At 62.1% G+C, this 19385-nt stretch carries 20 protein-coding genes; 12 read left to right on the top strand and 8 right to left on the bottom strand.

The features are described 5' to 3' along the window. Positions 1-7 precede the first annotated feature (7 nt). Positions 8-493 (bottom strand): Lrp/AsnC family transcriptional regulator, encoded by a 486-nt coding sequence (locus HF682_RS13780; protein ID WP_168877896.1) that lies wholly within the window; start codon positions 491-493, stop codon positions 8-10. Positions 494-673: 180 nt separating this feature from the next. Here HF682_RS13780 and HF682_RS13775 point away from each other — a divergent pair, with 180 nt between their 5' ends. Beyond that, entirely contained in the window at positions 674-1690 is a 1017-nt protein-coding gene (locus HF682_RS13775) for a 1-aminocyclopropane-1-carboxylate deaminase (protein ID WP_168877895.1), read from the top strand. A gap of 6 nt (positions 1691-1696) precedes the next feature. Here HF682_RS13775 and HF682_RS13770 read toward each other — a convergent pair whose 3' ends face one another. Further along, the gene (locus HF682_RS13770; protein ID WP_168877894.1) at positions 1697-2143 is read right to left on the bottom strand and encodes a GNAT family N-acetyltransferase; all 447 of its coding nucleotides are present in this window, start codon (positions 2141-2143) and stop codon (positions 1697-1699) included. 255 nt (positions 2144-2398) lie between these two features. Here HF682_RS13770 and HF682_RS13765 point away from each other — a divergent pair, with 255 nt between their 5' ends. Next, the gene (locus HF682_RS13765) at positions 2399-3304 is read left to right on the top strand and encodes an EamA family transporter (RefSeq protein WP_168877893.1); all 906 of its coding nucleotides are present in this window, start codon (positions 2399-2401) and stop codon (positions 3302-3304) included. Between the two features lie 9 nt (positions 3305-3313). Beyond that, positions 3314-4294: a GlxA family transcriptional regulator gene (locus tag HF682_RS13760; protein WP_308418741.1), complete on the top strand. Its 981-nt coding sequence runs from the start codon at positions 3314-3316 to the stop codon at positions 4292-4294. A 73-nt stretch (positions 4295-4367) separates the two neighbouring features. Here HF682_RS13760 and HF682_RS13755 read toward each other — a convergent pair whose 3' ends face one another. Further along, positions 4368-4517 (bottom strand): hypothetical protein, encoded by a 150-nt coding sequence (locus HF682_RS13755; RefSeq protein WP_168877892.1) that lies wholly within the window; start codon positions 4515-4517, stop codon positions 4368-4370. 469 nt (positions 4518-4986) lie between these two features. Between HF682_RS13755 and metX the strand changes: the two genes are divergently transcribed. Beyond that, positions 4987-6132 carry a homoserine O-succinyltransferase MetX gene (gene metX / locus HF682_RS13750; protein ID WP_168877891.1) on the top strand — a complete coding sequence of 382 codons (1146 nt, stop codon included), beginning with the start codon at positions 4987-4989 and terminating at the stop codon, positions 6130-6132. Next, on the top strand, positions 6132-6722 hold the full coding sequence (metW, locus tag HF682_RS13745; RefSeq protein ID WP_168877890.1) for a methionine biosynthesis protein MetW: 591 nt from the start codon (positions 6132-6134) through the stop codon (positions 6720-6722). Before metX ends, metW begins: the two co-directional genes overlap by 1 nt. 53 nt (positions 6723-6775) lie before the next feature. Here metW and HF682_RS13740 read toward each other — a convergent pair whose 3' ends face one another. Then, positions 6776-7321, bottom strand: coding sequence for a bactofilin family protein (locus tag HF682_RS13740; protein ID WP_168877889.1), 546 nt, complete (start codon positions 7319-7321; stop codon positions 6776-6778). A gap of 200 nt (positions 7322-7521) precedes the next feature. Between HF682_RS13740 and HF682_RS13735 the strand changes: the two genes are divergently transcribed. From HF682_RS13735 to HF682_RS13720, 4 genes are all read left to right on the top strand, one after another. Further along, complete coding sequence (locus HF682_RS13735; RefSeq protein ID WP_168877888.1) at positions 7522-8991, top strand: HAMP domain-containing sensor histidine kinase; 1470 nt, start codon at positions 7522-7524, stop codon at positions 8989-8991. Continuing rightward, entirely contained in the window at positions 8975-9517 is a 543-nt protein-coding gene (locus HF682_RS13730; protein WP_168877887.1) for a hypothetical protein, read from the top strand. Before HF682_RS13735 ends, HF682_RS13730 begins: the two co-directional genes overlap by 17 nt. Beyond that, the gene (locus HF682_RS13725) at positions 9514-10887 is read left to right on the top strand and encodes a sigma 54-interacting transcriptional regulator (protein ID WP_168877886.1); all 1374 of its coding nucleotides are present in this window, start codon (positions 9514-9516) and stop codon (positions 10885-10887) included. The genes HF682_RS13730 and HF682_RS13725 overlap by 4 nt, the downstream gene beginning before the upstream one ends. Positions 10888-11057: 170 nt before the next feature. Next, positions 11058-11450: a BON domain-containing protein gene (locus HF682_RS13720; protein ID WP_168877885.1), complete on the top strand. Its 393-nt coding sequence runs from the start codon at positions 11058-11060 to the stop codon at positions 11448-11450. A gap of 62 nt (positions 11451-11512) precedes the next feature. Here the strand turns inward: HF682_RS13720 and HF682_RS13715 are convergent, their stop codons facing one another. The 3 genes from HF682_RS13715 to HF682_RS13705 form a co-directional block, all read right to left on the bottom strand. Further along, the gene (locus HF682_RS13715; RefSeq protein ID WP_168877884.1) at positions 11513-12100 is read right to left on the bottom strand and encodes a TetR/AcrR family transcriptional regulator; all 588 of its coding nucleotides are present in this window, start codon (positions 12098-12100) and stop codon (positions 11513-11515) included. Positions 12101-12135: 35 nt separating this feature from the next. Further along, positions 12136-12861, bottom strand: coding sequence for a hypothetical protein (locus HF682_RS13710; RefSeq protein WP_168877883.1), 726 nt, complete (start codon positions 12859-12861; stop codon positions 12136-12138). Positions 12862-12970: 109 nt separating this feature from the next. Beyond that, complete coding sequence (locus tag HF682_RS13705; protein ID WP_168877882.1) at positions 12971-14533, bottom strand: FGGY-family carbohydrate kinase; 1563 nt, start codon at positions 14531-14533, stop codon at positions 12971-12973. Between the two features lie 105 nt (positions 14534-14638). Here HF682_RS13705 and HF682_RS13700 point away from each other — a divergent pair, with 105 nt between their 5' ends. Both HF682_RS13700 and HF682_RS13695 read left to right on the top strand, forming a co-directional pair. Beyond that, the gene (locus HF682_RS13700; protein WP_168877881.1) at positions 14639-15130 is read left to right on the top strand and encodes a glutathione peroxidase; all 492 of its coding nucleotides are present in this window, start codon (positions 14639-14641) and stop codon (positions 15128-15130) included. Positions 15131-15138: 8 nt separating this feature from the next. Continuing rightward, positions 15139-16281, top strand: a complete 1143-nt coding sequence (locus HF682_RS13695; RefSeq protein WP_168877880.1) for a glycerate kinase — start codon at positions 15139-15141, stop codon at positions 16279-16281. Here HF682_RS13695 and HF682_RS13690 read toward each other — a convergent pair. After that, positions 16184-17866 carry a PglL family O-oligosaccharyltransferase gene (locus HF682_RS13690; protein WP_168877879.1) on the bottom strand — a complete coding sequence of 561 codons (1683 nt, stop codon included), beginning with the start codon at positions 17864-17866 and terminating at the stop codon, positions 16184-16186. The genes HF682_RS13695 and HF682_RS13690 overlap by 98 nt on opposite strands. 321 nt (positions 17867-18187) lie before the next feature. On the opposite strand from HF682_RS13690, the gene gap reads away from it, so the two are divergent. Next, positions 18188-19204 carry a type I glyceraldehyde-3-phosphate dehydrogenase gene (gap, locus tag HF682_RS13685; protein WP_168877878.1) on the top strand — a complete coding sequence of 339 codons (1017 nt, stop codon included), beginning with the start codon at positions 18188-18190 and terminating at the stop codon, positions 19202-19204. Positions 19205-19385: the final 181 nt, after the last annotated feature.

Genomic DNA, 19385 nt, shown 5'->3' with positions numbered 1-19385 from the left:
TAGTGCGTTACAGCGGCAGCTGGGTGGTGGACAGCACCTGCTTGAGCACGATGAAGGAGCGGATCTGCCGTACGCCGGGCAAGTGCAGCAGCTGTTCGGCGTGCAGGCGGTTGAAGCTGTCGTTGTCGCGGGTGCGGATCAGCATGAAGTAGTCGAATTCACCGGTGGTGACGTGGCATTCCATACAGCCAGAGACCTTGACCACCGCTTTTTCAAACTCGGTAAACGATTCTGGCGTGGAGCGGTCCAGTACCACGCCGATCATCACCAGCATGCCCGCATCCAGCGCCTTGGCATCCAGCAGCGCAACCACACCACGGATCAGCCCGCTTTGCTTCAGGCGCTCTACCCGCCGCAGACAAGCGGGCGGGCTGAGGTTGACGCGCTGCGCCAGCTCCACGTTGGAGAGTGAAGCATCTCGTTGCAGGTGGCGCAGAATGGCGCGGTCGATACGGTCCAGCGGCGTGGTAGTGGGCTTGGCAGGGTTTGGCATTAATTTTATTCTGCTTTGTAGTGAATCATAAGAATATTAATAATTCGAATTATTTTTTGATGTTTTATTGTTTTGCCAATGTGGGTATTTTTGCAATGTAGTGCTTTTTGGCTTTGCTTACAATGGTTTGGTCACCGCAGCGGACCCTGCGGTACCTGATAACCCTTTGGAGGCAAGCTGATGAACCTGTCCGCATTTCCACGTTACCCGCTTACGTTCGGGCCATCACCGATTCACCCGCTGCAGCGCTTGAGCCAGCACTTGGGCGGGGCGGTATCGTTGTATGCCAAGCGTGAGGATTGCAACAGCGGGCTGGCGTTTGGTGGCAACAAGACGCGCAAGCTGGAATACCTGATCCCGCAGGCCTTGGCCGAGGGGTGCGATACGCTGGTGTCGATTGGTGGCATTCAGTCCAACCAGACCCGGCAAGTCGCCGCTGTGGCAGCGCATCTGGGCATGAAGTGTGTGCTGGTGCAGGAGAAATGGGTGAACTACGCCGAGCTGGGCTATGACCAGGTGGGCAACATTCAGCTCTCCCGCATTCTGGGGGCGGACGTGCGGCTGGACCCGGCGGGCTTCGATATCGGCATCCGGCCCAGCTGGGAGCGTGCCATGCAGGAAGTGCGCGAGGCGGGGGGCAAGCCGTTCCCGATTCCGGCGGGGTGTTCCGAGCATCCCCTGGGCGGGCTGGGGTTTGTGGGCTTTGCGGAAGAGGTGCGGGCGCAAGAGGCCGCGCTGGGCTTCCAGTTTGATTACATTGTGGTGTGCTCGGTGACCGGCAGCACCCAGGCCGGCATGGTGGTGGGTTTCGCGGCGGATGGCCGTGCCCGGCGCGTGATCGGGATTGATGCCTCAGCCACCCCGGACAAGACCCATGCGCAGATTTTGCGGATTGCCCAGCAAACTGCGGATCGGGTTGCGCTCGGTGTACCGATTACGGCGGAAGATGTGGTGCTGGACCCGCGCTTTGCCGGGCCGGAATATGGCCTGCCCAGCGAAGACACCCTGGAAGCCATCCGGCTGTGCGCGCGCCTCGAAGGCATGCTGACCGACCCGGTGTATGAGGGTAAATCCATGCAAGGCCTGATCGGCTTGGTGCGCGAAGGGTTTTTCCCGGCAGGCTCACGGGTGCTGTATGCCCACCTGGGCGGGGTGCCTGCGCTGAACGCCTACAGTGAGCTGTTCCGTCAGGGCTGAGGCGGGTTAATGCAGCAAGCGGAAGGGGCGCTGGTAATGGATATCCCACTCCCCTTCGCCAATCTGTTCAAAGCCATGCTGCCGGTAGAAGCGGTTAGCATCGCTGCCGCGTAGTGCATCCACCCGCACGGTGACCTGAGCCTGGTCTGCTTCCTGCAGCAACTGTCGCAGCAGGTGGCTGCCAATGCCGCAGCCCTGGGCGCTGGGATCAAGGTAGAGTTGTTCCAATGCCCACGGGTCCTGGCTGCGATCTACGGTGATCAGGCCGATGCAGCTGCCTTCCAGCTCAATGCGCAGGGTGCGGGCCGGTGAAAAGGCCTGACGAAAACGCTCGCGGGCGCGCTGTGGGTCAAAGCGGCCAAGGGCCTCCAGGCTGGGGCGCAGGGCACGAATGCGCAAGGCCAGCAGGGTTTCAAAGTCACTGTCCTGTGCCGGGAGGAGTTGCAGCTGCATGACGGTTACTCCTTCTGCGCGCATGCCTTGGCTCAATTTGTCCGCATGCTGGCGGGTACGGCTATGGTGATGGCCGTCCGCTTGCCTCACCATCTGCTTACCCGGATCAACCAGGGCAGCGGGCCGTGTCGGGACACAGTAGCAAACTGTCTTCTGATTGTGCCGGTACAGTGCAGATGAATTTGCCAGCCGCTGTTCCTGTTGTGCAAGCCGGGCTGACATGCACAGTATGGTACAAACGAAGGGTGGTGAAAAGTGCGTACACGGGATATCGGGCTGGCGGGTTTGATCGTGCTGGTCTGGGGTGTCAATTTTGCAGTGATCAAGGCTGGGCTGCATGGGGTGCCGCCTTTGCTGCTGGGCGCATTGCGCTTTGTACTGGCGGCGTTGCCGGTGCTGTTTGTGTCGCGTCCGAAATTGCCCTGGCGCTTGTATATCCTGTATGGGCTGACCATTTCCGTGGGGCAGTTCGGCTTCCTGTTTTCCGCCATTCATGTCGGCATGCCAACGGGGCTGGCTTCGGTGGTGCTGCAGTCCCAGGCCTTCTTTACCTTGCTGCTGTCCCTGCTGTGGCTGGGTGAGCGCTGGCGTACGAGCCAGCTATTAGGCTTGTTGCTGGCAGCGGGTGGGCTGGCGTTGATCGGCATGGCGCACGGTCTGGGTATGCCGCTGCTGGGCTTCCTGTTCACCTTGTGTGCCGCCAGCATGTGGGCCTGCGGCAATATCGTCACCCGTCAGGTGGCCAAGCATGGCCCCGTCAACATGTTTGCCTTTGTAGTCTGGGCCAGCCTGATTCCGCCGCTGCCCTTCCTTGGCTTGTCGCTGGCGATTGAAGGACCTGAGGCCATCCGGACGGCCTTGACCGGATTTTCCTGGCCTTCACTGCTCGCTGTGGCCTATCTGGCTTGGGTGGCGACCTTGTTGGGCTATGGTTTGTGGAGTCGATTGCTGGCGCGCTATCCCGCCAACCAGGTGGCACCGTTCAGTTTGCTGGTGCCGGTGGTGGGACTGATTACGGCGTGGGTGGTGTACCGCGAGCAGTTGAATGGCCAGCAATGGGGTGGGGTGGTGTTGCTGATGGCGGGCCTGCTGGTCAATTTGCAGGGCGCGCGGTTGTGGAGCCTGCTGCGTGGTCAGCCGGCACCGGCAAGAACGGGATAGGAGGGGAACGTGGCAGACGGGCGTACGATGGGCAGGGTGCCGGTGTATTTTGTGCTGACACCACAATTCATGATGCTGGACATGGCAGGGCCTGCGGAAGCGTTTCGTGTGGCCTGTGCCAAGGGGGCGCCATTCGACCTGCATTGGGTAGCCCCCAGTGAGCAAGTATCATCCTCGCTGGGTTTGCCGGTGGCTGGGGTGTCGCCGCTGCCATCGCATCTACCAGAGCAAGCGCTGGTGATGCTGTGCGGCGTGACCCAGTCCATCGTCAATTACGCACTGCCTGAGGCGCAGCAGGTGGTGAACTGGCTGCGATCCACTGTGGGTTCGCGGCATCAGGTGGCTAGCATCTGCTCGGCTGCATTGTTGCTGGCGCGTGCAGGTCTGCTCAATGGCCGCCGCTGCACCACCCACTTTACCCTGCTGGAACGGCTGCGCCTGCAGGCACCGCAGGCCAGGGTGGAAGATGACCGTATCTTTGTTGAGGATGGCTCTATCCTGACCAGCGCCGGCGTGACGGCGGGGATTGATCTGGCGCTGTATCTGATCGAGCAACATGCCGGACCTGAGATTGCACAGGCCGTGGCCCGGCATCTGGTGGTCTATTTGCGGCGCAGCGGGCAGGACCCTCAGTTGTCACCCTGGCTTGCGCACCGTAACCACATGCACCCTGCGGTACACAAGATACAGGATGTGATCAGTGGCAAGCCGGATCGTCACTGGTCCCTGCCCGAGTTGGCGGAGCAGGTGCACATGAGTGTGCGTAACCTGACCCGGTTGTTCCGGCAGCATGCCGGGGTGGGAGTGGTGGATTATCAGCAGCAGATTCGGGTGACCTTTGCACGGCAGCTACTGGAAAATCCGCGCCACTCGGTGGAAAAGGTGGCGGAGCTGGCGGGTTTTGGTTCCGCACGGGACTTTCGGCGGGTATGGGCCAAGTTTGACCCGGTGCCGCCGGGGCAGCGACGCCAGCAGCTGGAAGTTGTGTAATTGCGCTGCTGCCACAAAAAACAGGCCCGCCATCTGGCGGGCTTTTTGTTGGGTCAGGCGCGCCGGGTGGCGTTCAGTCCTGACTCAGCCAGCGGCGCTTCGGATTGCTGAGGAACAGCGGGCTCAGTTCCTGCTCCGGTTCCGGTGCAGGGGCCGGGTTCAGTTCTTCGTTCAGACGGTTGCGCATCAGCATATAGGCTGCAAGCAGGCCAAGGTCTGTCATGGTGTTGCTCCTTTCGTCATGCACCTCATGAGTGCAGGATTAATGTAGCAAAATTTGTTGTGCAATGCAATATGTTTAGGTGACTAATTTTTGTATTTTGGTGTGGATGGTAGCAGCAAGTTTTTATTTTATTGTTGCTTTTCAATTGATTGTTTGTATTTGGGTTGTTTTCGTTATTTTATTATTACGCTAACAAAGTAATTAAACTACCAAAAACAATCTGGGCGTGCATGGTGCCCGCTCGGGCGGCGGTTGACGGGCGGGGTGGGTGCGCGTAGATTTCATGCCATTGGATGCCTGTGCATCCCGCGCGGATTTGAAGGGACAGCTTGCCGGCGCGCTATAAATGGGGCTAAAGCGTAGGGTCATCCTGTTCCGCCACGTTGCGGAATCCAAGAACACCCGCACGCGATGCCTGCGGGTGTTTTTTATTTCAGGCCGGGCCACCATGCCAGGCCAAGGAGTCAGGATGAGTCAGGATAAAGGCGGCTCGGTGGGCTGTGTGGTCCCGCAGACCGCCCAGTTTGATCAGCCCTTGCTGCTGACCTGCGGGGTGACCGTGCCCCGCTACCAGCTGGTATATGAGACCTATGGCGAACTGAATGCAGACCGCAGCAATGCGGTGCTGATCTGCCATGCCCTCTCTGGCCATCACCATGCCGCCGGTTTGCACCATGAGGACGACAAGGCGGCAGGCTGGTGGGACAACATGATCGGGCCGGGCAAGCCGATTGATACCGAGCGCTTCTTCGTGGTGGCCTTGAACAACCTGGGCGGTTGCCACGGCTCTACCGGGCCCTCGACGATCGATCCGGAAACCGGTAACCCGTTCGGTTCGCGCTTTCCGTTGGTGACGGTGAAAGACTGGGTGGATTCCCAGGCGCGCCTCGCTGATCAACTGGGGATTGCGCAGTGGGCGGCGGTGGTGGGCGGCAGCCTCGGTGGCATGCAGGCCCTGATGTGGACGATGAGTTTCCCGGAGCGCATCCGCCACGCGGTGGTGATTGCTTCTGCACCGCGCCTGTCGGCGCAGAATATTGCGTTCAACGATGTGGCACGCCAGGCCATCCTCACTGACCCGGATTTCCACGGCGGTGACTATTACGCCCACGGTGTGGTGCCCACCCGTGGCCTGCGGCTGGCGCGCATGCTGGGCCATATTACCTACCTGTCCGATGATGGCATGGGCTCCAAGTTTGGCCGCCTGCTGCGTGGCGAGCGCTTCAACTATAACTTTGATGTCGAGTTCCAGATCGAATCCTACCTGCGCTATCAGGGGGACAAGTTCGCCGGGTACTTCGACGCCAATACCTATCTGCTGATGACCAAGGCGCTGGACTACTTTGATCCGGCTCGCCGCTACGGCGAGGGGAATCTCAGCCGCGCCTTGTCGCGTGCCAAGGCGTCCTTCCTGATTGCCGCGTTCGATTCGGACTGGCGCTTTTCACCGGACCGCTCACGCGAGATCGTCAAGGCGCTGACCGATAACCGGCTGCCGGTGACCTATGCCGAGATTCGATCGGTGCACGGACACGATGCCTTCCTGATGGACGATCCCCAATACTTTGCCGTGATGCGGCGCTATTTTGACCGCATTGCGGCGGAGGGGGTGTGATGCTGACCTTGCGACCGGAATTCCTGCAGATTGCCGAGCAGATTGCGCCCGGCAGCCGGGTGCTGGACCTGGGCTGTGGTGATGGCAGCCTGCTGGCACTGCTGCAGCGCGAACGACAGGTGACGGGTTACGGCGTGGACCGTGACGACGCCAATATCGCCGCTTGCCTCGATAATGGCGTGCATGTGATCCAGAGCGATCTGGAGAGTGGGCTGTCGATGTTCGAGAGTGGCAGTTTTGATTACGTGCTGCTCAGCCACACCATCCAGTCCATGCACGATGTGGAAGGCATCCTGCGTGAAATGGCGCGGGTCGGGCGCGAGTGCATCGTGTCCTTCCCCAACTTCGGCTTCTGGCAGAACCGCTGGCAGATCCTGTGCGGGCGCATGCCGGTGTCCGACCTGATCCCTTATCAATGGTATGACACGCCGAACATCCACTTCTGCACGGTGAACGATTTTGATCATCTGGCCGGCCAACTGGGTTTCCGGCTGCTCGACAAGCGGGTGATGCACCGAGGCCGTCTGGTGCACTGGTGGCCGAACTGGCGCGGCAGCGTGGCCATCTTCCGCCTGGGTCAGCGCGGCTAGGCCTGGCGGAATGGCAGGGTGACTCCGGCTGGCGCCACCCTGCGGCAGCAAGCTTAACCCGCCGCGCTGGCCAGCGCTTTCAGCGGACTGATTTCTGCACTGTCACGACGCGACAACGGCTTGTCGGGCTCAGCCGACAGCGAGCGGACATCGCCAGACAGCTGGCCGCCTTCCTCCACCAGCAACTTGCCATAGCGCAGCTGCCCATTCACCTTGCCGGTGGCGTGGATCACCAGCTGCTGGCGGGCCGTCAGTTCGCCATCAAACTGGCCGTGGATTTCCGCCACGTCGATGCTGACCTTGCCGGAAAACGAGCCATTGGCTGCGATGCGCAGCACCCGGCTGTCCATGGTGGCCTCGACCCGTCCTTCCACCACCAGGGTGTCGCAGTCGAGAATTTCCGCCCCTTTCAGCTTCACATTGGGGCCGACGATCAAGCGCGCGCCGCTTTCGGTCTCGGCAGGGCTGACCGGAGCTTCTGGTTGCGCCACCAGTGAGGCGGGCGGCGTGTTGAGCGGGCTTTGCTGCAGCGGACGGCCTCCCAGCGGGTTACGCACATCACGCTCGGTGGATGGGGTTGGGGTGTTCTTGTTGAACATGTCAGCTCCTAGCAGTAATCAGGGGATATCCAGGCACCCCAAAGGGGGTTGATCACCCTCTTGCAAGCGCTGTGCCAGAATGGATTTTCCTTTTTAATCAATGGGGTGAATCTCCTTCTTGTGAAGGAGCGCCTGTTTTTGTCGTGTCACCCCGACAGTTGGTTGCGCAACTTTCTGGCCGGTGGCTTGCCCTAGGCAGGATGATTTCCCGCTTTTTCCGCTGGCGACACCCTACCTTTCGCCAGGTCCTACTGCTGAGCATGCTGCTGGTGGCCTTGTTGCCCAGCCTGGCGCTGCTGCGCAGCCTGTTGTTGCTGGATACCCAGGTCAGCAGCAACCGGCTGCTGACCCGCCGTGCCGTGCAGGTGACGGAGGATGTGCAGCAATTGCTGATGCAGGGGGTCGCGCTGGAGCGCAGCGCCCGCCAGTATCTGTTGCTGGATGATGCCAGCCTGTTGCAGAACTACCGGGCACAGTGGCTGGAGAGCCAGCAGCGTGCGCAACGCCTGCTGCAGCCGCTGGAAGGGGCTGCGCATCAATCCTTGCAGCACTGGTTAGAGCTGGGACGGCTGGTCTACGCCAATCTGCCTGCTGCCAGTGGCCATCCGGAGCGGGTGCGGCCCTTACTCACCTTGCTGCAGCAGATGGATGAAACCATGCAGGCGGTGTCGCGTGCCAGCCAGCAAGCGTTGGCTCAGCGCCAACAGCAGCAGGACCAGCAGCTCGATCGTGAGCGGCAGCAGCTGCTGGTCTGGATTGTTGCCGCGCTATTGGGGGTGATCCTGCTGGCGGGGGGCTTGGGGCGCTGGCTGAATCGCCCGGTGCGGCAGCTGGAACGCGCCATCCATCAGCTGGGAGAGGGCCGCTTGACTGAACCCGTGCAGTTGCAAGGCCCGCGTGACCTGTTGCAGCTAGGGCAGAGGCTGGACTGGCTGCGCCAGCGTCTGGCGGCGCTGGAGGATGATCAGGCGCGGGTACTGCGCCATGTGTCACACGAGCTGAAAACCCCGCTGGCGTCGCTGCGTGAGGGCAGTGCCCTGCTGGCGGAAGATGGCGTGGGCGAGCTGAGCGCTGCCCAGCGAGAGGTGGTCAGCATCCTGCAGCAGAATACCTTGCTGCTGCAGCGGCGGATTGAAGACTTGCTGCAGCTACAGGCCGCCGCGACCCGGCATGACCCGCTGCGGCGTGGTGTGTCGCTGCAAGCCGCATTGGAGGCGGCGCTGCAGCGTCACGCGCTGCCGCTGCAGTCGCGCCAGCTACGGGTCGAACTGATGGTGCCGGATGTGCAGCTGGCGCTGGACGAGGCGCGCTTTGCCATGCTGTGGGACAACCTGCTCTCGAATGCCATCCGCTTCAGCCCGCCGGGCGGGTTGATCCGCATTGTGGGTACCCGGCTGCAGCAAGAGGGGCGATCCTGGCTGCAGCTGGACTGTATTGACCAAGGGCCCGGTGTGGACCCGCAAGATCATGCCCGCATCTTTGATCCCTTCTTTCAGGGGCAGCGCCAACCGCTGGACCGGGCGACCGATGCCGGTCGTGGCAGCGGGGTGGGGCTGTCCATTGTGCGCGAGTGCGTGCTGCTGCATGGTGGCCGCGTTCGTTTGTTAGCCAGCGCGCAGGGCGCGCATTTTCGGATTGAATTGCCTGATGATCATGATGCAGAACCTTAACCGTCTGCTGGCGGCCTTGCTGGCATGTGGTTTGCTCAATGCCTGTGCGGCACCCCGGCGTCCGGCGGCGCCGGTGGTGAGCGCCGAGCAACAACGCCAGCAAAAAGCCGATCAGGCCTTGCGCGAGTGGCTGGTGCTGTACCAGCGCTATCAGGGCATGAGTCCGGCCGAGTTGAGCAGGGAAGCAGCACGGCTGGGTGAACTTAAACGCAGTGAAACGGTGCAGGTGCAGCAGGTGATGGTGTGGTCGCAGCTGCGCGGGGCGGGAGACCTAGCGCGCGCGGTGCAACAGGGCGATGAATTGCTCAAACGGGCGGAGAACGCCAGCTGGCGACCCCTGCTGCATGTGTTGCAAACCCAGTGGCAGCAACAGCGCAAGCAGGAGGAACAGGTGGACCGGTTGAATGCGCAGTGGAAAGACGAGAAAAAACGGGCCGATCAGTTGAACGACAAGCTGGAAGGCATGAAGGCGATCGAACGCAGTCTGGCCCCCAAACCTGCACCGACACCGGAGGCCAGCCGATGAGCAGCACACCCTATATCCTGCTGGTGGACGATGATCCTGACCTGCGCCGGCTGGTGACCTTGCGCCTGCAGACTGCCGGGCACCAGGTGGTGGCGGTCGAGCATGCCGAAGCGGCGCTGGCACAAATGGCACTGGTCTTGCCGCAGTTGCTGATCAGCGACATCCGCCTGCCGGGCATGGATGGCATGCAGCTGTTCGAGCAGGTGCGCGCCAGTCACCCGGGTTTGCCAGTGATCCTGCTGACTGCCCATGGCAGCATTCCGGATGCGGTGGATGCTGCACAGCGCGGGGTATTTGACTACCTGAGCAAGCCGTTTGACGGCAAGCTGCTGCTGCAGAAGGTGGCGGCCGCCATGAGCATGCTGCCCACCCCGGCGGCGGGGGACGATGAGGGCTGGCACGCCGGCATCCTCAGCCGCAGTGCGGTGATGCAAACCTTGCTGGCGGAGGCTCGCCTGCTGGCGCAGAGCGACGCCAGTGTGCTGATCCAGGGCGAGAGCGGCAGCGGCAAGGAGCTGCTGGCGCAGGCGGTACACCGTGCCAGCCCGCGCCGCAGCGCGCCCTTTATTGCGGTGAACTGCGGGGCAATTCCGGAATCGTTGCTGGAGTCCGAGCTGTTCGGCCACGTCAAAGGCTCGTTTACGGGAGCCGTGCGGGACCATGAGGGGCTGTTTCAGGCTGCCGACGGTGGCACTCTGTTTCTCGACGAGATTGGCGACATGCCCTTGCCCTTGCAGGTGAAATTGCTGCGGGTGCTGCAGGAGCGGGCGGTGCGCCCGCTCGGTGCGGCGCAGGCGCGCAAGATCAATGTACGCATCCTCTCCGCCACCCATCGCAATCTGGATGAGGCCATGCAGCAGGGCCAGTTCCGCGAGGACCTGTATTACCGGCTCAATGTGGTGTCACTGCACCTGCCGTCGCTGTCCGCACGGCGGGAGGATATCCCGCTGCTGGCCAACCACTTCCTGCTGCAGCAGTCGCAGCGTTACGACAAACTGCTGCAGGGCTTTGTGCCGGAGGCAATGGAGATGCTGGTTAGTGCACCGTGGCCCGGCAATATCCGCCAGCTCTACAATGTGGTGGAGCAGGTGTCCGCGCTGGCCACCTCGCCCCTGATTCCGCTGGGACTGGTGCAGCGCGCGCTCCGCCAGCCCAGCATGGAGAGCCTCAGCTACGCCGCGGCCAAGCAGGCGTTTGAGCGGCAATACCTGATCCAGTTGCTGAAACTGACCGATGGCAATGTCGCCGAAGCCGCCAAGCTGGCCGATCGTAACCGTACCGAGTTCTACCGCCTGCTGCAGCGCCATGCACTGACCCCCAGCCTGTTTCGGGGGGAGACGCTGGGCGAGCCAGCACCGGTTGAGGTCTGACCTGTCGGGCTGGGGCGACGCCAGCAGGCTTGCCCGGCAAAAATCCTGTCCGGATTGATGGTTAACTCTTTGAATTTAAAGGATGGTAATGGGCTGGCATGCCCTTTGCTGATAGCGGAGTGGCACCGTGATGCGGTGCGCTTTTGTGTTCAGTAAAAGGAGTATGACGCATGTGGAATCGTAAAGCCGTATTGGGATGGTCTGCTGTGCTGACACTGGCATTGGCCAGCGCAGGTTGGGCGGCCAGCAGCAAGCCCAAGGCCAAAACCAGCAAAGCCGCCACCGTAGCCCCTGCCGCCGCCACGCCCGCCGAGGTGGCCGCCGCACCAGCCCCGGCCATCCCGGCGCAGCCGAGTGACCAGGCGCTGAGCGAGCAGATCAGCGCAGCCTTCAAGGCCGATCCCTTGCTGGATGGTCAGGCCATCCAGGTGGAAGCCAAAGCAGGCAACATCACCTTGCGCGGTGAGGTGGCTTCTGATGTGCAGTTGAATCATGCACTGGACCTGGCGGGGGCCATCCCGGGCGTACGGGCGGTTGAGAACGCCATGCTGGTCAAGTCCTGAGCGTGAACCGTGGCCCGCATGGCGGGCTACTCCGGCCCTGACCCGCAGTCAGGGCTACGGGTTCAGGACAGTACCCCGGTCTGGCCCAGTTGCAAGGCGGCCTGCATGCCGATCTCCAGCATGGCGTCAGCCTCGGCACGGTCAGTGGTGGTTCGAGCCAGCAACAGTGTCCCCAGCATGGTGGCCAGCACCGCCTTGGCTGGCCGACCCGCTTGCTGCTGTGTGGCGGGTGGAAGCTGTGACTCGATCAAGGCTATCAATGCCTGGGTTTGCTCGGCAAAAGCGGCGCGGGTCTCTCCGGGCTCCCGGCTGACTTCAGCGGCCAATGCTGCAATGGCGCAACCATCTGCCGGGTTATCCCGGTGGTCGGCACTCAGGTAGGCGTGTAGCAGGGCCGCGAGGCCACCCTGTGCGTGGGCCACTTTCTCCAGATGCTGGCGGGTGTCGCTCAAGGCCGACACCAGTGCCTCACGGATCAAGGCTTGTTTCGATGGGAAATGCCCATAGAAACCACCGTGGGTCAGTCCAGCCTCGCCCATCAAGCTGGCTACGCCTACTGCAGACAACCCTGACTCACGAAAGCGGCGCGCCGCCAGCCGGACCACCCGCTGATGGGTTGTTGCCTTGTGTCCTTTGTCGTAGCGGGCCATGGGCCGACTCCTTGTGTGCCTGCAGCATGCCGGATTCAGTGGCATCCCAGGGTAATGTTGGACAATGTGACTTCGACCACGCAGCGCGCCTTGTTGGCCTGATTATCCGGGCCACGCGGGTAAGCCCGCCGCTGGGTGGGGATGCGCAAGCCAGAGCAATCCTGAGGGGCAGACATATAGTGTGCCACTGGAACGCCACCCATGATATCGGCCTGATAATCCAGCCGTCGCAGCTGACGTGCCTCATCCACGTAGAATACCTGCTGCCTGGAGTGAGTGGGGAAGCCTTCGGGAAAGGTGACCTGCAGCCGCCGCCACAGCTCACCATCCTCTTCCCAGACATCCCCTTCCGTGACCGTGAAGCCCGGCCCGTTGAGAAAGAAGGGCGCGCACAGGTAATTCCAGATGGCGTAGCCCCCGAAATAGAGCAGCGAAAGGTCATCCCAGCTGGCGGATGCGGCGGGATCAGAAAACGCCTCACGTGGCTGGGTGCGGGTACACAGCACCGCGTCATCGTGGCTCATAATGGCGACACGGGACGGCTGGAAAATGCCAGTCTGACCCACCGCCGGGAATGGCGTGTAGATCGCACGAGGCTGGTGGCAGCTGACTTCCACTTCGACATCGGCCAGTGTGTCCGGATGCCCTTTGGCGGTAAACAGGCCGCCTGTCGCCGAAACCGAGGCCCGGATCCGGGCTGTCTCCTGCCACCGCGCCATGCCACCGTGCGCCTCAATGACTTCTGCCAGCAACTGTGTCATCACCACTCTCCTTTTGAATGATAAGCATCATATAAAATGATTGTCATCATGTAAACAGGTTCAGTCTATTACGGCGTGGCGTCCTGCTCAGCGTGTGTCAGGCAATGGCTTACTGCGAGTGGTTGATGTCGTACAGCGCGCGGTAAAGGGGTTGCAGCCGCTTGTACAGCTGACGGTAGACCCGCTGGTAGAGCTGCTGGTAACGGTGCTGCCGCGCTGGGTCGGGCAGGAAAGTTTGCCCAGGCTGGCACATGGCCTTGACCGCTGCCGCATGGTCGGCGTGCAGGCCGAGGCTGACGGCCGCCACCATGGCCGCACCCAGCGCCGAGGCTTCGTACAGGCGGGGCCGGGTGGCGGGCAGGCCGAAGATGTCTGCCGTCAGCTGCATGGCGGCATCGCTCTGCGAGCCACCACCGGCAATCCGCAATTCGGTGATGCGGGTACCGCTGCGCTGCTCAATCTGCTCCTTGGCTTCCCGCAGGGCATAAGACAAACCTTCCAGAATGGCGCGATACAGATGGGCGCGATTGTGGCTGTCGGTAAAGCCGATGATGGCACCTCGGGCCTCCGGGCCGGGCTGCTTGACGCCGGGGGACCAGTAAGGCTGAAGCATCAGCCCCATGGCACCGGGTTCGGCGGTATCGGCCAGGTGTTCAAACAGCTGCTCCGGGGTCACCCCCAGCTCTTCTGCCAGCGCTTGCTCCGGGTGGCCAAACTCTTCCTTGAACCAGCTCACCATCCAGTAGCCGCGGCTGATCTGGATTTCGGTATTCCAGGCATCCGGAATGGCCGCGGGGTAGGGCGGGATGAAGCGCAGCGGCTCGATGTAGCGGGTCTGGGTGGTGTTGATGGTGGCGGTGGTGCCAAACGACAGGCAGGCGATATGCGGTTGCAAGGCGCCACTACCCAGCACCTCGCAGGCTTTGTCGGCTGCGGCGGCAATCAACGGCAGCCCGGCTGGAATGCCGGTGTGGCTGGAGGCGGTGTCCGTGATGTGACCCAGTACACTGCCGGGGGGCAGCAGCTCGGGCAGCTGTTCGCGTCGCAAGGCGGGCAAAGCTTGCCATTTCCAGTCCCAGGCAGCGGCCCAGCGGTGATGCTTGAAGTCATAAGGCACATAGCCGACCTGACAGCCGGTACTGTCTCGAAAGTGTCCGGTCAGTTTCCAGGTCAGGAAACCGGACAGCAGCAGATAGTGTGCCGTGTGTGACCACAGCTCGGGCTGCTGTTCGGCCAGCCAGTTGCAGTCGGCCTCACGGTGGAAGTACTGTACCGTGTGCTGCAGCCCCAGCAGGCGGAAGGCGCTGCGCCAGTGCCAGCGCAGACGTGGCAGGGTATTGGCGCGGCGCTGGTCGGGCCAGACGATGGCTGGGCGCAGGGCCTGACCCTCGGCATCCAGGGCCACCATGGTGGCGCGCTGGGTGGTGAGGCTGATGCCGATCAGGCGGTGGCGTGCATCTGCAGCAGCGTTGGACCACAGCTGCTGGCAGACCGCGCCCAGCTGCTGCCAGAAGCCGTCGGCATCATGCTCCATCCAGCCGGGCTGTGGCGCCTGATAATCGTTCAGCGCCAGCTGGGCCTTGCCATGAACCGTGCCGTGCGCATCAAACAGCATGGCGCGCACGCTTTGGGTGCCAAAGTCGAGGGACAGGATCAGGGCATCAGCAACCATCTGCAGGCGGTCAAGACAAAAGGATGCATTGTGCGCCAATTCAGCGCAGACTGCAGCGATCATGATCACGCTACAATCGGAATTTTCGAACCCCGGAGGACGAACATGACGACAGCTTTCGATTTTTCGGCACAGACCCTGAATGGGGAGACCGTGGACCTGGCGCGCTTTCGCGGGCAGGTGCTGCTCATTGTCAATACCGCCAGCCAGTGTGGCTTCACTCCACAGTATGCCGGCCTGCAGGCTCTGCATGAGAAATATGCATCGCAGGGGCTGGTGGTGCTGGGCTTTCCCTGCAACCAGTTTGCCCGGCAGGAACCCGGCGACGCGGCGGAGATTGGCGCTTTCTGCGAGCGCAACTATGGGGTGAGCTTTACCATGTTTGACAAGATCGAGGTGATCGGAGACGGCACTCACCCGCTGTACAGTTTCCTGAAAGCCTCAGCGCCCGGTCTGCTCGGTACCGAGGGCATTAAGTGGAATTTCACCAAATTCCTGGTCGGACGTGATGGCCAGGTGCTGGACCGCTATGCACCGACTACCAAGCCGGAGGCCATGCAGCAGGACATCGAGAAGGCCTTGCAGGCCAGCGTGTGAGCACCCCCATGTGGCCCTTGCGCGTGCTGCTGTGTCCGGACAGTTTCAAAGGTTCGCTGGATGCGGTACAGGTCGCGGAGGCGATGGCAGCAGGGGTGCGACAGGTGTGTCCGGAGGCTGAAGTGGCCTGCCTGCCGCTGGCCGATGGTGGCGAGGGCAGCCTGCAGGTGCTGGCGCAGGTGCAGGGTGGCCCGCAATACCGCGTACCAGTGGTTGACGCCTACGGGCAACCACTTGAAGCACCGCTGTTGTGGCTGTCTGAGCGTCATGCGCTGCTCGAGGTTGCAACGGTGGTTGGCCTGGGGCAGGCGGGCGAGGGTGACCCGATGCAGCGCAGCAGCGCCGGGGTGGGGTTGCTGATTCGTCAGGCGCTGGATGCGGGCGCTACGCACATCAGCGTGGCGCTGGGCGGTAGCAGCGTCAACGACGGTGGCCTGGGGCTGCTGGTGGCCTTGGGCGCGCAGCTCGCACCGCGAGCAGCCGCAGTATGGCCCACGGCGCAAGACCTGTTGTCCCTGCAGGCACTGGACCCCGATGGCCTGGACCCCCGGCTGGCGCAGCTCACGCTGACCCTGCTCAGCGATGTGGACAACCCTTTGTGCGGACCACAAGGGGCGACCAGGGTGTTTGCCCGGCAAAAAGGCTTTGCACCGCCCCAACAGGAGGCGCTGGAGGCGGCCATGTGTCACTGGGCCACGCTGGGCGATGCCTTGGCGGGATGGTCCGCCAGTGCGGCCACCGGTAGTGGGGCGGCGGGTGGTATCGGTTATGCGCTGCGGCTGCTGGGTGCCCGACAGCAATCCGGTGCCGACTGGATGCTGCAGCAGCTGGGGGCCGAGGCCAAGTTGGCCTGGGCCGACTGGGTGGTGACCGGCGAGGGGCGTAGCGACCTGCAAACGTTGGGTGGCAAGTTGCCTTGGCGCGTAGCCGCTTGGGCGCAGCGGCAGCCGGTGCCGGTCAGCCTGCTGTCAGGTGCCATTGATCCTGCGGCACGTGAGGCGCTACAGGCACGCTTTCAAGGCTGCTTCTCCATCGCCGATGGCCCGGCGGACCTCAGCGCGATGCAGGCTGCGACGCCGCGCTTGCTGCAACAGGCTGCAGCTTCAATGACGCAGCTCTTTTGCGCTGGATGGCGGCCACCTCAGCCTTGATCTCGTCCAGCCGCTTCTGGCTCGCCACCTGATACTCGGCATAGAAGGCTTTGAGCGCTGGGGTCGGCTCGGAGCGCACATACATGTTTTCCAGGTAGCCGCGATCCTTGGGGTAGTTGCGCAAACCGGCAGCCAGCCAGAAACGGGCTTCCTTCAACTGGCCGGCCTGGGCCAGCAACAAGGCGCGGTGGTAGACCACACTGGCGAAAGGCCGCCAGCGCAGCAGGCGGGTATTGCGTGCCAGCGTATCCGGCAGCGTGCGCAGATTGGCGGTATCGCCATAGCTGTACTGCATCTCCGCATCCAGCGACAGCAGCGGGTTATTCAGCGCCGGGCGGGCCAACTGGCGGGACTGGCTGACATTGCGCGCGGTAAAGTAGGCGTGATAACTGGCGTTGATCTGCTGTGTGCCCAGCCATTGCTGGTAACCGCCCCAACCCAGCAGGGTAAGCGCGGGTGCCAGCAAGAGCACACTACCCGGTACCGACAGGCGCAGATGCCAGCGGCTGTCGTCGTTCAACGCCAGCAGCAGGGTGAACGGGATCAGGAAATACCAGTACCACAACGGGAATTCCAGCATGCTGTGGGTCAGCAGGATCAGCACACCGGCACAGCCCAGCAGGCGTGGGCTATCCATCTTCTGCCACACTTGCTGGATGGACCACCACCACAGAAAGCCGAGCAGCAAGCCCAGACCGATCAGACCCTGCTCGGCGAGCACCTCGAAAAGGAGGTTGTGCGGGTGGGTGTACAGTCGCTCGCGCGGGATTTCGTTGAAGGGGGCCTGCTGTTGCAGGACAAAGCTATGGTAAGGGAAGCGTACGGTACCGACGCCGGTGAGCGGGTGTGCCTGCCACACCTGCACCGCCTTTTTCCACTCGTCGGTACGCAGGCGGGCGCTGGCGGTGGCCCCTGCGGCCTCTACGCGTTGCAGTACGCTGCGGTTGGTAGCCCCGGTCAATTTGGCCAGCGCCGGTGGCAAGGTAAATTGTGACACCAGCGCCAGCAGCATGGCGAGCAACAGGCTGAGCCCAAAGTGCTTCTGCCGCTGATAGCGGCCCAGGATCAGCGCGGCAATCGCCAGGCCACTGAGCAGCGCCAGATTGATGAACATGGTGCGCGAGCCGGTAAACGGCAAGGTGCAGCCGAAGACCACTGCTGCCAATAGCCAGCCACCGATCCGCCACCAGCGAACTTGCAACGCGGGCAGCAGGTAGAGGGTGGCGGTCCAGCCCAGTAACAGCATGCTGGCGTACAGATTCGGCTGGCGAATCAGGGTGCCGGCAATCTGCTGGTTGGCAAAGCGGGCTGAGCCCATGGCGCTGAGCAGCTGTTGCGCCCCGTCGACAGCAACCACCGTACCGCCGACACACAATGCCGCAGCCAGCAGATCGGTCAGCGTTTCGCGTTCCAGCCAGCTGCGTGCCAGCAGAGTGAGAAACACCAGCGCGGTCAGTCCGACAAACACCAGGGTGTATTGCACCAGCGCTGAGTAGCCGGGGTCGACAAACAGGCAACAAAAACCGAGCAACAGACTGGCGAGGGTGGTGAACAGCAGGCTGGGGGTAAGCGGAAGCGGGCGCATGATGACGGCGTAGTGGCAGGTCGCGCTATATTAACAGAGCAGGCCGCTGCCAGCATGGGCATGCATGGATGCTGCGATCGAGTGCCCCCTGGATGTGCATGCGACTACATCAAACTGACACAAAATTATTAGTTTTGTTACTTGTAATTGAACTACATTTGGACTAGAGTAGTCTCAACCTTTCCATGCGCGCCGGTGGCTTGTTTGCATGCAAATATTGTCGGAAACTCCTGACAATCAACATGTTGCGATGCACGAATCGTTTGCGCTGCGGTGTTGGAAACAAAACTACATCTGTATTGAAGTACTGTGGAGGTGAGCATGAGCATCCGGGTTGCCATCAACGGCTATGGCCGCATTGGCCGCAATGTACTGCGGGCCCTGTACGAAGGCGGCAAGAAGCACGATATCGAAATCGTGGCCATCAACGATCTGGGCAATGCCAACACCAACGCCCACCTCACCCAGTACGACACCACCCATGGCATGTTCCCGGGGCAGGTCTCGGTGGATGGTGAATATCTGGTGGTCAATGGCGACCGTATCCTGACCACCGCCGTGCGTAACCCGGCCGAGCTGCCGTGGAAGGCGCTGAATGTGGACGTGGTACTGGAATGTACCGGCCTGTTCACCAGCAAGGAAAAGGCGAGCCTGCACCTGCAAGCGGGGGCCAAAAAGGTGATCATCTCCGCGCCGGGTGGCAAGGATGTGGATGCGACGGTCGTTTACGGCGTCAACCATGGCGTGCTGAAAGCCAGCGACACGGTGATTTCCAATGCCTCCTGCACCACCAATTGTCTGGCACCGCTGGTCAAACCGCTGCACGAGAAGATCGGTCTGGTGAACGGCCTGATGACCACGGTACATGCCTTCACCAATGACCAGGTGCTGACCGATGTGTACCACGAAGACCTGCGCCGCGCCCGTTCGGCAGTATCGTCGATGATCCCGACCAAGACTGGCGCCGCCGCTGCCGTCGGTCTGGTGTTGCCGGAACTGAATGGCAAACTGGATGGCTTTGCCGTGCGCGTGCCTACTATTAATGTGTCGCTGGTGGATCTGACCTTTGTCGCCGCCCGGGATACCACGGCGGATGAAGTCAATGCCGTGCTGAAGGCCGCCGCGGAAGGCGAGCTGAAGGGCATTCTGGCGTACAACACCGCTCCGCTGGTGTCAGTGGATTTCAACCACAACCCGCATTCCAGCATCTTTGATGCTACCTTGACCAAGGTATCTGAAGGCCGTCTGGTCAAGGTGTCGAGCTGGTATGACAACGAGTGGGGTTTCTCCAACCGCATGCTGGATACCACCGTTGCCTTGATGAAGGCAGCGGGCTGAGCGACGCGAACAGCGTCACATGACCGGTTCACGAGTGGGGGGCACGGGGTGGCCAGTGTTTCTGGGGGGAAACGCTGTCTGTCTTGTGCCCTTCTTTTTATTTGACCGGCGCTTACCCGCGCCCGGTTTCCGTTCCACGGGCCTGCCGACCATCCGTCCAGCCCGAAGCCAGGAGGCGCGC

It is taken from the genome of Leeia aquatica, from assembly GCF_012641365.1.
In the GTDB taxonomy this organism is placed as follows: Bacteria; Pseudomonadota; Gammaproteobacteria; order Burkholderiales; family Leeiaceae; genus Leeia; species Leeia aquatica.
This window is presented reverse-complemented; position numbering and strand designations above follow the sequence as displayed.